This is a genomic window from Sphingomonas sp. BL-S-30, from assembly GCF_055521475.1.
Map to the genome: position 1 here is coordinate 3965992 of NZ_CM145481.1, position 12624 is coordinate 3978615.

Annotated in this window: 11 protein-coding genes; 6 read left to right on the top strand and 5 right to left on the bottom strand. The window is 68.1% G+C overall.

All coding sequences use genetic code 11. The features are described from left to right. Positions 1-30: 30 nt before the first annotated feature. The 3 genes from mprF to ACZ1I5_RS18485 are packed head-to-tail and all read right to left on the bottom strand — an operon-like array spanning position 31 to position 3751. Positions 31-2619, bottom strand: coding sequence for a bifunctional lysylphosphatidylglycerol flippase/synthetase MprF (gene mprF / locus ACZ1I5_RS18475; RefSeq protein ID WP_465170705.1), 2589 nt, complete (start codon positions 2617-2619; stop codon positions 31-33). Continuing rightward, positions 2589-2990 carry a DUF2147 domain-containing protein gene (locus tag ACZ1I5_RS18480; protein WP_465170706.1) on the bottom strand — a complete coding sequence of 134 codons (402 nt, stop codon included), beginning with the start codon at positions 2988-2990 and terminating at the stop codon, positions 2589-2591. Before ACZ1I5_RS18480 ends, mprF begins: the two co-directional genes overlap by 31 nt. After that, positions 2987-3751, bottom strand: a complete 765-nt coding sequence (locus ACZ1I5_RS18485) for an AcvB/VirJ family lysyl-phosphatidylglycerol hydrolase (RefSeq protein WP_465170707.1) — start codon at positions 3749-3751, stop codon at positions 2987-2989. The genes ACZ1I5_RS18480 and ACZ1I5_RS18485 overlap by 4 nt, the downstream gene beginning before the upstream one ends. Before the next feature lie 257 nt (positions 3752-4008). Here ACZ1I5_RS18485 and epsC point away from each other — a divergent pair, with 257 nt between their 5' ends. From epsC to ACZ1I5_RS18500, 3 genes are all read left to right on the top strand, one after another. Next, positions 4009-4929, top strand: coding sequence for a serine O-acetyltransferase EpsC (gene epsC / locus ACZ1I5_RS18490; protein WP_465170708.1), 921 nt, complete (start codon positions 4009-4011; stop codon positions 4927-4929). 163 nt (positions 4930-5092) lie between these two features. After that, positions 5093-5989, top strand: a complete 897-nt coding sequence (locus ACZ1I5_RS18495) for a TauD/TfdA dioxygenase family protein (RefSeq protein ID WP_465170709.1) — start codon at positions 5093-5095, stop codon at positions 5987-5989. A 1-nt stretch (position 5990) separates the two neighbouring features. Further along, entirely contained in the window at positions 5991-6296 is a 306-nt protein-coding gene (locus tag ACZ1I5_RS18500) for a ribosomal protein L7/L12 (protein ID WP_465170710.1), read from the top strand. Positions 6297-6468: 172 nt separating this feature from the next. Here the strand turns inward: ACZ1I5_RS18500 and ACZ1I5_RS18505 are convergent, their stop codons facing one another. Both ACZ1I5_RS18505 and ACZ1I5_RS18510 read right to left on the bottom strand, forming a co-directional pair. Next, positions 6469-7455: a DUF6607 family protein gene (locus ACZ1I5_RS18505; protein WP_465170711.1), complete on the bottom strand. Its 987-nt coding sequence runs from the start codon at positions 7453-7455 to the stop codon at positions 6469-6471. A gap of 121 nt (positions 7456-7576) precedes the next feature. Then, entirely contained in the window at positions 7577-9814 is a 2238-nt protein-coding gene (locus ACZ1I5_RS18510; protein WP_465170712.1) for a TonB-dependent hemoglobin/transferrin/lactoferrin family receptor, read from the bottom strand. 184 nt (positions 9815-9998) lie between these two features. Here ACZ1I5_RS18510 and ACZ1I5_RS18515 point away from each other — a divergent pair, with 184 nt between their 5' ends. The 3 genes from ACZ1I5_RS18515 to ACZ1I5_RS18525 all read left to right on the top strand — a co-directional run bounded on the left by ACZ1I5_RS18515 (position 9999) and on the right by ACZ1I5_RS18525 (position 12608). Next, on the top strand, positions 9999-10613 hold the full coding sequence (locus tag ACZ1I5_RS18515) for a TetR/AcrR family transcriptional regulator (RefSeq protein ID WP_465170713.1): 615 nt from the start codon (positions 9999-10001) through the stop codon (positions 10611-10613). Between the two features lie 313 nt (positions 10614-10926). After that, complete coding sequence (locus tag ACZ1I5_RS18520; RefSeq protein ID WP_465170714.1) at positions 10927-11343, top strand: hypothetical protein; 417 nt, start codon at positions 10927-10929, stop codon at positions 11341-11343. Beyond that, complete coding sequence (locus ACZ1I5_RS18525; protein ID WP_465170715.1) at positions 11340-12608, top strand: efflux RND transporter periplasmic adaptor subunit; 1269 nt, start codon at positions 11340-11342, stop codon at positions 12606-12608. The genes ACZ1I5_RS18520 and ACZ1I5_RS18525 overlap by 4 nt, the downstream gene beginning before the upstream one ends. The last annotated feature ends 16 nt before the right edge of the window (positions 12609-12624 follow it).

Genomic DNA, 12624 nt, shown 5'->3' on the forward strand with positions numbered 1-12624 from the left:
CAAGGGCGCTGTCCCGGAAACGCCGTTCGATCAGCCGCCGATCAGCGCGATCAGGTCGATCATCGCGCGCGCCGCAGGCAGGCCGGGCGGGGTCGCGACATAGCGCGGTTGCCAGTCGGGGTGGAACTTCGCCTTGAACGAGCGGAGGCCGGCGAAGCCGTACAGCGCCTCGGCATGGCCATAGATCGCATGGCCGATCCGCGACCAGCCGGGCGCGAGACGCCCGCCGCCCAGCCCCGACAGCGGCGCCATGCCCAGGTTGAAGCGTTTGTACCCGTGCGCCGCGCCCCATTGCATCAACGACACGAGCAGGAAATCCATCGTGCCATAAGGCGTATCGGGCAGATGCCGCATCAGGTCGACCGACAGCTCGCACCGGTTCCGCGTCGCCCAGATATTGGCGAAGGCGACGATCCGGTCATCCTGCCACAGCACGGCGCAGTCGAAGCGGGTGATGTAATCGGGATCGAATCGACCGATGCTGAAGCGCTTCTCTACCCCCGCCTTGCCGCGCAACCAGTCGTCCGACACGGTTTTCAGCGCGGGGCCATGTGCCGCGACGTCGGCTGCCGGCAGGATTTCGAAACGCAGGCCAGCGGCATCGGCGCGCCGCACCGAATGGCGCAGCGACTTGGCCGCCGGGCCGTCGAGCGTGAAGCGATCGAGCGGCACATGCGCTTCCTCGCCATATTTCATCACCTGCAGGCCGAGTTCGACCAGCAGCGGCAGCATCTCGGTGCTTGCCTGGTAGAAACACAGCCGGCCATGCGCCGCATCGCATTCGGCGCGGATCCGCCATACAAGCTCGGACCAGGCGGCAGCGGGGCCGACGGGATCGCCCATCACGACCCAGGTGCGGCCCTGTACGCGGTACATCAGGAAAGCGTCGGCCGAGGCCGAGACGATGAAATGCTTGTCGCCGGTGAAGGCCAGCGCCGCATCGGCCCGTGACGCGACTGCCAGCGCGCGATCGGCCAGGTCGCGCGGCAGGACGCTTTCGCCATGCGCGCGCACCGGCGCGACAAGCAGCCGCCACATCGCCACGGCGACGAGGACGACCACCGCGCCAACGCTCGCGCGCAGGAAACGCGGGGCATTGCCCTTCCACGCGAACTCCCACCAGAGATCGGTCGAATAGGGCACATGCTTGTAGGCGAAGAAGCCGGCCCAGAGGCTGAGCGCGAGCGCCACCATCGCCGCGGCCAGCCAGAGCCGCTGGAACGGCGCGTCGAACACCCCGGCGCGGCGGTAGAATGCCGGGCGGCAATATTGCAGGATGCCGGCGATCACCGCCAGGATCGCCGCTTCCTCATAATCCACGCCCTTCAGGATCGAGAAGATCGCGCCGCCGACCAGTAGCAGCCGCGCGGCGATGAAGCCGCTGCGCAGTCGGGCATTGATCGCCGGCGAGACGAGGATCAGCGCGGTACCCGCCAGGCTCGCCGAGAAATGCGATGCCTCGATGAACGGCAGCGGCACGATGTCGGCCAGCCAGAAGATGCGGTCATGCACCGCCGGCAGCGCGCCCGATACGAGCAGCACCAGCCCGCCGGTGAACACCAGCGCGGCCAGCAGCGGCGGCGCCAGGGCGCGGCTGGCCTGCTCGACCATCGACACGCCGGCCGCGATCGGCCGGCGCAGCCGCCGTCCCTCGAGCACACCGAGCAGTCCCGCCGCCGCGGCGAGCGGCAGAAGATAATAGACGATGCGGTAAAGCAGCAGCGCGGCGAACAGGCCGGGCCGGTCGCCCGGGACGATCGCCAGCATCACTGCCTCGAACACGCCGATGCCGCCCGGCACATGCGTGACCAGCACCGCGACCAGACCCACCGCATAGGCGACCAGGAACAGGTCGAGCGGCGGCGCGGAGGGCGCGGGGATCAGGACATAGAGCGTGGCGGCGGCGAGCAGCAGGTCGAGCGCCGCCACGCCGATCTGCGCGCCCATGATCGGCAGCGCCGGCACCGGCAGCGCGAAATCGCCCCGGCCGATCCGGTCGCGCCCGGCGGCGCGTGCGACGAGCAGCAGGGCAACGGCCACCAGCATCGCCGCGCCGGCGACATGCCCGGCCAGCGGCGCGATGGTGACGATGCCGAGGTCGATCGGCACCCCCACGGAAAACAGCGCTGCCGCGCCGACCACTGCCACCCCGCCCCAGAACGTCGCCGAGGCGAGCAGAGTGACGCGCGCGACATCGCCCAGCTCCAGCCCGGCATTGGCGTAGACGCGGTAGCGCGCCGATCCGCCGGTCAGCAGCGACAGGCCGAGATTATGGCTGACGGTGTAGCTGGTGAACGAGGCGAGCGCCGCCGTCCGCCACGGCAGCGGCCGGCCGATCGCCCGAAGCGCCAGCAGGTCGTAGAGCGTCAGGCAGAGATAGCTGCCGATGGTCAGCGCCAGCGCCAGCCCGATCCGTGCGTCCGGAATGGCGTGCAACGCGGCGCGCACATCCTTCAGCCGTACCTCGGCGAGCAGGGCATGGAGCGCTGCGAAGCCGAGCAGGGCGACGACCAGCACGGCCAGCGCGACCAGCCAGCGGCGGCGGCGCAGCATCCACTGCGTCGCGCCCGACCGCCCCGGGGACCGGATCAGACGCGTTTCCAGATCTGCGACTTGCACAGGAACCCTCCGATCAGGCAGCCGGAGATCTTCAGCGTATCGGGCGAAAGCCGCTCGATCCGCGAGGGGAAGCTATGCCCCATGTCGGGCACATAGACGGTGCCGGCCCAGCGATCGGGTCCGACCCGGCGATAGTCCTTGAGCAGCTCGATACCGATGAGATGGTCGATCCCGGCATCGCGCGCATCGGCCTCGGCCGTCGGGGTCGCGGCGGCAATCGCGCCGCACAGCGCATCGCCGCACGGCGCGGTCCGCACCCGCAGCGTCGCCTTCGGATTCTGCCACAGGCCGACCGGCAGGTCGCGGGTCGCGGTCATGCCGCCGCCCCCGGCCGGAGCGCCGGCGAGCATCAACAGGAGCGCGGCGATCATGCGTGGATTCCCGGCAGCACGGGACGAAGCGCTGCGACGATCGTCGCGATCAGCCGGTGCGGGTCGTTGTTCAGGAAATGCCCGCCCGGCAATGCGATCCGCGTCACTGGTGCGGGGAGCAACGGACACAGGCTGTCGGTCTCGCGGACGCCATAGATGCAGGTCAGCGGCGCCCAGGAGAGAGTACGCGCCGCATCGAGCGCGCGGGCGTCGGGTGTGCCGCGATAGGAAAGATCGGTCGGGTCGGCGCGGAAGAACACGGTCTGGCCCGGCACCACCAGCACGATCGCCGCGACCTTCGTGCGCAGGTCGGCCGGCAGGCGGGCAGCACCGGTGCCGAGCACATCCGACCCGAAGGACTGGCCGATCAGCACGACCCGGTCGGCATGCGCCCGCGCGAGCGCGCCGCGCACGGCATCGGCGACCAGCCCGTCGACCTCGGCCCGGCTGCGGTGCCGGCCGAAGACCGTGGGGGAATTCACCCCCATCACCGGGATGCCGCGCACCGCCAGCGCTTGCGTGACATGCGGCCCCATGCCGAAGCGCAGGCCGAGATCACCCGAGAAGAACAAGGCGACGACCGGCACGCGTCCGCGACCGAAATCGCCGAACAGGCGGATCGGATCGCGATCGAAGAAGCCGGCCATCGCTGCCAAAGCCAACAGCGCGGCAGCAATCGCGAGCGCGATGCCGCCAGCCCAGTGCAGCGCCCTGGAAGAGGAACCGCGCCGCCTCGCGCGGTCCTGGAAGGTCATTTTCATCGCCCGCTCCTATGCCGGGCCGCCTGACGCCGTGATGGATGGAACATGAAAAACCCGTCATCCAGGCGCCTTGCCGCTCGTTGTCCTGAGATAGTGCCGAGCGGTGGGGACGATAACACAGACTAAGGTTTATCTCCGGGGAGGTGGCCTGCCGGTGCCGTTAGTCGCGCTTTCGGGTCGGCAAGCCGAACTTGCCTTTTTATATCCTATCCAAATGATAGGAATATCCGCGAAAGCAGGTAAGGTGCGACATGTTGATGGCCAATGATTCGATCGACGGCGTGGTCCTGGGCCTCGCTGCGGCGCGGCGGGACTGGCGCGCCGCGCACCAGCGCCACGCCAATGCCGGCACCGCGCGCTTCCCGTCGCGCGTGGCGCTGGAGTTCATGCTCGAGCATCTCGAAGCGGCACTGTTCCCGCAGCGGCTCGGCCATTTCGAGGGCACGACCGAGGACGTCTTCGTCCGGCTCCGCCTCGACCAGGCGCTCGGCCTGCTCGAGGCGGAGATCGGGCGCGAGCTGCGTTACTGGGAAGCAGAAACCGGCGACCGGTTCGATTGCGACCATGGCGACACCATCGTCCGCCTGTTCGCCGCCGCCCTGCCCGAGATCCGCCGGCTGATCGACAGCGATGTCGCCGCTGCCTTTCAGGGCGACCCCGCCGCGCGCAGCGTCGACGAGATATTGATCTGCTACCCCTGCGCGGTGGCGGTGATGTACCACCGGCTGGCGCACCAGCTGTTCGAACTGGGCGCGCCGCTCGTCGCGCGCGTCATCTCCGAGATCGCCAATACCCGCACCGGCATCGACATCCATCCGGGCGCGACGATCGGGCCGAGCTTCTTCATCGACCATGGCACCGGCGTGGTGATCGGCGAGACCGCGATCATCGGCGCGCGCGTGCGGCTGTACCAGCATGTCACGCTCGGCGCGCGGCGCCTGCCGCCCGAGGACGGGCACAGCGTGCGCGAGCGCTTCGCCCGCCACCCGATCGTCGAGGACGATGTAGTGGTCTATGCCGGGGCGACGATCCTCGGCCGGGTCAGGATCGGGCGCGGTGCGACGATCGGCGGCAATGTATGGGTGACCGGGGATGTCGCCCCCGGCGCGCTGGTGATGCAGCCGCCGGCCTTGTCCTTCGCCGAGGGAGAAGGGCCGGCGCTGTTTCCGGAGACTTAAGCGCCCCCTCTCCCGTTCGCCCTGAGCTCGTCGAAGGGCTGTTCTTTCTGCCTGCGAAGAGAAGAACAGGGCTTCGACAACCCCGGATCGAATCCGGGGCCGAACGGGAAAGGTTGCGCAACCTTGTGCAAGGGCAGACATTGAGCATGGAGAGGAGATCGCCATGGCGACCGCTTTGAACATCCGGACCGACCTGCAGGAACGCGCCGCCTCGCGCGGGATCGTCATCATGCCCTCGACCCCGACGATCGGCGCCGAGATATCGGGCATCGGCCTGAACCAGCCGCTCGACGACAGCGTGGCCGAGATCGTCCGCGAGGCCTGGCTCACCCACAAGGTGATCTTCTTCCGCGACCAGGACGTGGATTATGAAAGCCATCTCCGCCTCGGCCGGCTGTTCGGCGAGCTGGAGGGCCATCCGGTCATCCCGCATGTCGAGGGCTATCCGGAAGTGCTGGTGATCCGCGGCGTCGAGGGCGTGCAGCTCACCGCCGACGCCTTCACCCCATTCAAGGCCTATAACAAATGGCACACCGACGTGACCTTCCGCGAGCGGCCGTCGATCGCTTCGGTGCTGCGCGCCCGGCTGTTGCCGGCGCTGGGCGGCGACACGATCTGGTCGGATACGGCGGCGGCCTATGAGGGCCTGCCCCAGCCGGTGAAGGACCGCATCGCGAACCTCGATGCCGAGCATGACATCGTCGCCAGCTTCGGCGGGCGCGTGAGCGAGGAGAAAAAGGCGCAGCTCGCCCGCGATTTCCCGGCGGTGGCGCATCCGGTGGTACGCACCCATCCCGAGACCGGCGAGAAGATCCTCTACGTCAACTACACTTTCACGACGCGGATCCTCGGCATCCCCGAGGCGGAGAGCAAGGAGCTGCTGCGCCTGCTCTACGATCGGATCAAGGTGCCCGAATATCAGGTCCGCTTCCGCTGGACCCCGAACGCGATCGGCATCTGGGACAATCGATCGACTCAGCATTATGCCGTCGGCGATTACTGGCCCGCCGACCGTGTGCTGGAGCGGGTGACGGTCTCCGGCGACGTGGTGACGCGCTAGAATGTTCGTTCCCGTCCCGGTGCTGATCGCGGCCGGCGTCGTCTTTCTGGTGCTGCTTGCATTGGCCCTGCGGTCGGCGCGCAGCCGCGATCCGTTGATGGGGGGCGGACAGGCGCCGGTCTATCGCGCGCCGGCTGCGCCTCGCCTTCCGGCCGAGGCACTTGCTACCTCCCTGCCGCCCGAGGTGGAGGAACAGGTTCGCGCGCTGCTCGCGGCGGGGCGGAAGATCGACGCGATCAAGCTGGCGCGGGATGCGACGCATCTGGGGCTGAAGGAAACCAAGGATCTGGTGGAATCGCTTGAGTGAGGCGGGTCGAGCGCGACTATGACACCGCCGTCATGCTGAACTTGTTTCAGCATCCATGCGCGGTCACCTGCCCCATCAGCGTCGCTCTTGGGTTAGCTGACCGCGCATGGACCCTGAAACGAGTTCAGGGTGACGGAGTGGGTGGGACGAAAGTAGTGGCTACCATGGCCCCCTACCGCTTCGTCACCTCCGCGATCACCGCCCTGCCCTGCTCGATCGCCGCCGCGGTGGTCAGCTTTCCTGCCTGCACCTGATCGGCATAATCCATCAGCCGCTCGCCCGAGGCCGAGCCGGTCTCGGCGACTTCGGCGACCGAGACGCCCTTGTCCTTCGCGATCGCCGCGTCCCAGGCGGCGCGGATCGCTGCCCAATAGTCCTTCGTCGCGGCCCAGTAATCGTCGGCCGCCTTCACGTCATAGGTGTCGTCCGTGGCATAGGTGTTGAGCACCGATTCCTGGACGAAGGGCACGATCTTCCCGTCGACCGGGCCCATCTTGATATTGTCCTGCCAGTGGATCCAGCCCGCGGGCGAGGGCGAGTGGCGATTGATGCCGAGATAGCGATCGTAGCGCGGATGCCGCACCGCATCGCGGCGGGCGAGCGGACGCCAGGTCCAGCTGCTGCGCCAGCGCCGCACGCCGCCATCGTCAGTCCATTCGCCCCAGCCGCCGTAGCGCGGGGAATCGTCGGTCTGCCACACGGTCTGCGACCAGCGGCTCTTGCGCATCCGCTCCGGGATCGCTTCGACATTCCACCGGCCATTGCCGGCATAAGCGAGGAACGAGGCCGGCTCGAAGCTCCAGTCCTGGCGCCAGTGCTTGATCACCATGGTCTTGCCGCCCTCGCCGGTGACGACGAGCATGTGCTGCAGCACGATATGGCGGCCACTGTCCTCGATGACGCGGACGCTTTCATGCCCGCCCGAGATCTTCGCCGGGATCGGGGTGTAGTCGGCGCGCCAGGGCGTGGTTTCCTTCATGTCGAAGGTCACCTTGTAATTGCCCGCCATGGCGAGGATCGCGGCGCGATCCGCTTCGAACGCCGCCCTTTCCTCGGCGGCGCTGCGCGGCGCGACAGGACCGTCGGCGAGTACGGGCGCCGCGAGCGGAAGAGTGAGCAGGCCTGCGACGAGCGCCAGACGGAACGGGAATGTCTTCATGAGCATGGTTCCTCGTGATGATCGGACAAGAGGGGGAGAGAAACAGTCCCGGGGGGCAAATCCGGTGGGTGCGACTGCTTCCCTCCCCAGCCCCTCCCGGAGAGGTAGGGAGGGGAAACGGTCAGAACTTCGCGGTCAGCGACACGCTCGCGTTACGGCCGGGCTGGGTATAGGCGTCCGTGACGGTCGAGCTGGCGGCGAGCCCGCGCACATCGCTCCACCAGGCATATTTGCGGTCGAAGACGTTGAAGATGCCCGCCCGCAGGGTGAGCACATCGGCGACCCGGACATAGGCGGTCGCATCGACGATGGTGAAGCTGTCGGGGCGATAGGCAGTGGACGCAGCCTCGGACTTGGGCTTGCGCGCCGAATAGGTCGCGACGATCTGGCCGCCGAAGCGCCGGTCGGGCGCGTCATACCCGATACCGCCGACCAGCTTGACCGGATCGACCGTCACCAGCGGCGATTTCACGCCATTGGCGCCCGTGCTGGTGCCTTTGGTATAGCTGGCCGCGAACCGCGCGGTGACGCCCGCGACCGGGGTCACGTCGATCTTGCCTTCCACGCCGCTGATGCGGGCACGGGCAAGGTTGATGAACTGGAAGATGATCGGATCGGCGGGAGTGCCCGCATGATTGCCGACCATCTCCTGGCTGATGAAGTTGCGGTACTTGCCGGTGAAGCCAGTCACGCCGGCGCTCACCACGGGCGTGACGATGCGCGCGCCGCCCTCGAAGCTTTCGCTGGTCTCGGGCCGGAGATCGGGATTGGGGATCGAGCGATAGGCGAATTGCGGCGAGGTCGGGTTGTCGAAGAACTGGTTGACCTGAGTCGGCGACGGCGCCTTGAAGCCGCGCGCATAATTGGCGAACAGCCGGATCGGGCCGAAGGTCGCCAGCGCGGCGAGCTTGGGCGAGACCCGCGACCCGCTCTGCTTGCCGGGGGGCGCCGAGGCCGTCGGGACGAGCGCGTCGGGCTTGGGCGTCAGCGCATAATGATCGAAGCGCAGCGCCGGGAACAAGGTGAAGGCCCCATCGGCAAGGCCGATCTCATCCGAGATATAGCCGCCGACCAGGGTATAGTCAGTGATCGGGAAGGCCCGGGTAGGAAAGACGTCGGGCGCGGTCGGCACGGTGCCGCCGCGGATGCCCTCCTGCCGGGTGACGCTGACATCGCCGCCATAGACCAGCTTGTGCGTCAGCGCGCCGGTCGCGAAGTCGCTGCGCAGCTCGACGCTCGCGCCATAGACACGGTTCGCGAAGGTGTTGAGGCGCGTGCGGTCCGCCGCGGTGTTGCGATCCTCGGCGGTGAACTGGCGGTTCTCGCCGTCCTGGTACCAGCCCGTCACATGCGCTGAGGTGATCGCCCCGGTGCCGATATAGAGCCAGTCGAGCGCCACGCGGTCGCGCTTGGTGCGGTCGCTCGCGGTGAGGCCGATCACGCCGGTCGCCGGGACCGGCACGGCGGCGGAGATGCCGCTCAACACGGTCGTGCGCACATGGCCATCGAGATGATCATAGGTCAGGCGGACGCGGTTATGGTCATCGGGCGACCAGACGAGCTTGGCCAGCACCGAATTCGAGCTGGTGTCCTGCGGGTTGGGCGCGGTGCGGTTCGCGTTGGGCGATTCGTTGGTGCCCATGTTGTCGAGCTCATGCCCGTCGCGGCCGGTATAGGCGACCATCGCCGACCAGTTGCCGATCGCGCCGGCGACGATACCGGTTTCGGAGAACTGGTCGTCAGCCGAATCGAAGCCAGCGCGGGCGATGCCGCCGAAGCTCTTGCCGCCGGTGAGGAAATCCTGCGGATCGCTGGTCACGAAGCTGACCGCGCCGGCCAGGCCGTCGCTGCCGTAAAGCGCCGAGGCCGGACCGCGCAGGATCTCGACTGACTTGACCACGCCGAGATCGACATAGTCGCCGCGCCCGGCCGACTGCGCGCCGAATTCGAACCCATCTGGCACGCGCACGCCATCGACCTGGATCAGCACGCGATTGCCCTCGAGCCCGCGAATGTTGAAGCCGGCATTGCCGTCGCGTCCGGTGACGCCTTGCGCCGCGCCGAAACGGGTCGGCGCGCGGCGGACGCTGACGCCGGGTTCGAAGCGGACCAGATCCTTGATGTCGCTCGCGAGCTGGTCGGCGATCGTCTCGGCGGTGATCACTGTGACGGTGGCGGGCACGTCGGAGATCAGCAGCGGTGTGCGCGTCGCGGTGACGGTGACGAGGTCCTTGTCCTCGTCGGCGGGGCGAGCCTCGTCGGCGGCGTGCGCCGCGCCGGCCGCCAGCGCCCAGGCGATCGCGAACGCGGCGGCGCCGGTGCGGATGGGCGCGCGCGGCGTGGTGATGTGGTCGATCATGATACCCCCGAAGTGACACGTAATGCTAATGCGAGTGATTCGCGTTTGCATCTGCTAGGAGCGATGGGGGCGGGTGTCAATTCGCTGGCGAGGAAGCTCGCATTCCTCCCCGTGCCGGGGAGGAACTAGGACGGAAATTGCGGGTACTGGACGTTTACGGAAAGCGCGCTATATACCGATCGGTATGGAACAGGATCTTGCCCCGGCACCCACCAAGGGACGGCCCCGGGAATTCTGCGTGGAAAGCGCGCTCGCCTCTGCCCTCCGGGTTTTCTGGAGCCGCGGCTATGAAGGCGCGTCCATGTCCGAGCTGACCGCCGAGATGGGCATTACCAAGCCGAGTCTCTACGCCGCGTTCGGCAACAAGGAAGCGTTGTTCCACAAGGCGCTCGACCTCTATGAGCGCGAAAAGCTCGCTTATATGCGCTACGCACTCGACGCGCCGACCGCGCGCGGCGTGGCGGAGAAGCTGCTGCGCGGTGCGCTCGAAATCCAGATGAGCAATTGCGACCCCAAGGGCTGCCTCGGCGTGATCAGCATGAGCGCGTGCGGCCTCGAGGCCGAATCGATCAAGGCCGAGGTGGTCAAGCGCCGTGCCTCCTCCGAAGCCGCGATGATCGCGCGCTTCGAGCGTGCCAGGGAAGAGGGCGACTTGCCGGAGACGATCGAGCCGGTCGCGCTGGTGCGCTATCTCACCGCGCTACTGCAGGGACTGTCGGTCCAGGCGGGTTCGGGCGCGACCTGCCAGGAGCTGAGCCAGCTCGTCGAAACCAGCCTCTCGGTCTGGCCCACTCGATGATTGAAATTAATTGTACCCACCGGTATGAAAGGCGCTTGACGCGCCGCAGCATGGCGTTATATACCGATCGGTATTGAATGCGGGTCCTTCACCGGCTCGCCATGGCGGAGGGAAACGCCCATGACCAAGTCGGACTGCTGAACCACCTGCGAGCGGCCTGAGGCCAATCGCGCATCATCATTTTCGAGGATCGACGAGCGGATGGCATGAGGCTGTCCGTTGCCGGCCCTTCACGCCCCGAGCGCATCCGCCCGCGAGACATGATGTCGTCGCGCCCGGCGCCTCGTGGCCAATCACTTCAAGGGGAATAGCCATGGCCTATCTCGACATCGACAACATGTTCGCCGCCCCCGTCCGCAGCCGCGCGATGGAGGTCTCGATCGCGCCGGACGGCGAGACCGGCAGCTTCTCGGCGCTCGAATGGAGCGTAATCGCAGTCTCGCGCCGCGACACCTTGTCCAGCCTGGAGGAGCCCGGCCGGGTCTCCCGCGCGCTGGGCGGCCTGTTCGGCATCGGCACCCGCTCGCGGCTGGCCGACACCAGGCTCGAGGCGCTGCGCCGGCTCGCCGTCCATGCCTGGCGCCGCGGCTATGCCATCGCCCAGGCCGAGATCGACCGGTTCCTCGACGCCGGCTTCACCCTTTCCCAGGCCGAGACCCTGGTGGCCAGCGTCACCGGCGACCGGGTCGGCCTCGTCCAGATCTACGCCAATCCAAGGATCGCCGCATGAACATGATCACCCCCATCGAGAGCACGACCGCGCGACCGCTGGTCGACGGTTTCAACCGCATGTCGCGAACGCGGCGTGCGGCGATCGTCCTCATCCCCCTGGCGATCGTCGCCGCGGCCGGCACCAAGCTGGCCGGTGAGTCCCCGGCCGTTGCCGCCGCTCCTCCCCCGGCGGCGGTAACGGTCGCGGCACCTCTGGTGCGCGAGGTCAACGAGTGGGACGACTATGTCGGCCGCTTCGCGCCGAGCCGCACGGTCGAGATCCGTCCGCGCGTGGCGGGCGAAGTGACCGGCATCCATTTCCGCGACGGCGAGATCGTGCAGAAGGGCCAGCTGCTCTTCACCATCGATCCCCGCCCGTTCGCCGCGGCTCTGGCCGAGGCGCGTGCCAATGCGGCGAGCGCGCGCAGCGCGCTGGCGCTGGCCCAGGCCGATCTCGGCCGCGCGACCCGGCTGATCGCCGATGAGGCGGTGTCGGCGGGTGAAGTGGATTCGCTGCGTGCCAAGGTGCAGGCAGCGCAGGCCGCACTTGCCGCCGCCGATGCGCGCGTCCGGGTCCGGGCGCTCGACATCGAGTTCACCCAGGTCCGCGCGCCGATCGCCGGCCGCATCTCCGACCGCAAGGTCGATGCCGGCAACCAGGTCGCGGGCGGCGAGGGCACCAACGGCACGGTGCTGACCACGATCAACGCGCTCGACCCGATCTACTTCACCTTCGACGGGTCGGAGGCGCTGTACCTGAAGACGCAGCGCGCCCGTCAGCCCGGCGCCGAGCCGGCGGCGGTCGAGATCCAGCTGCAGGACGAGACCGAGCATCGCTGGAAGGGCCGCCTCGACTTCACCGACAATGGCCTGGACCAGCGCAGCGGCACGATCCGCGGTCGCGCGGTGCTGTCCAACCCGGGCTATTTCCTGACGCCCGGCATGTTCGGCAACATGCGGCTGGCGAGCGGCGGCAAGGCTCCGGCCCTGCTGGTGCCCGACACGGCCATCCAGACCGACCAGGCGCGCAAGATCGTGTTGACGGTCGACGCGCAGAACCAGGTTTCGGCCAAGCCGGTCGAACTGGGTCCGGTGGTCGACGGCCTGCGCGTGATCCGCTCGGGCATCGGGCCGAAGGACCGGGTGATCATCGCCGGCAACCAGATGGCGATGCCCGGCGCCAAGGTCGCCCCCACGGCAGGCCGCATCGCCGCCGCGACGACGGCGTCGGCCGCACCGGCGGTGTCGCTGCCCGTCGCCGGCGAGGCGACCATCGCGAACTGATACCAACCACCCCGTT

Coding starts and splice junctions, on each gene's coding strand:
- ACZ1I5_RS18480 (WP_465170706.1), bottom strand. CDS start 2,990: ATGATCGCCGCGCTCCTGTTGATGCTCGCCGGCGCTCCGGCCGGGGGC.
- ACZ1I5_RS18485 (WP_465170707.1), bottom strand. CDS start 3,751: ATGAAAATGACCTTCCAGGACCGCGCGAGGCGGCGCGGTTCCTCTTCC.
- epsC (WP_465170708.1), top strand. CDS start 4,009: ATGGCCAATGATTCGATCGACGGCGTGGTCCTGGGCCTCGCTGCGGCG.
- ACZ1I5_RS18495 (WP_465170709.1), top strand. CDS start 5,093: ATGGCGACCGCTTTGAACATCCGGACCGACCTGCAGGAACGCGCCGCC.
- ACZ1I5_RS18500 (WP_465170710.1), top strand. CDS start 5,991: ATGTTCGTTCCCGTCCCGGTGCTGATCGCGGCCGGCGTCGTCTTTCTG.
- ACZ1I5_RS18505 (WP_465170711.1), bottom strand. CDS start 7,455: ATGAAGACATTCCCGTTCCGTCTGGCGCTCGTCGCAGGCCTGCTCACT.
- ACZ1I5_RS18510 (WP_465170712.1), bottom strand. CDS start 9,814: ATGATCGACCACATCACCACGCCGCGCGCGCCCATCCGCACCGGCGCC.
- ACZ1I5_RS18515 (WP_465170713.1), top strand. CDS start 9,999: ATGGAACAGGATCTTGCCCCGGCACCCACCAAGGGACGGCCCCGGGAA.
- ACZ1I5_RS18520 (WP_465170714.1), top strand. CDS start 10,927: ATGGCCTATCTCGACATCGACAACATGTTCGCCGCCCCCGTCCGCAGC.
- ACZ1I5_RS18525 (WP_465170715.1), top strand. CDS start 11,340: ATGAACATGATCACCCCCATCGAGAGCACGACCGCGCGACCGCTGGTC.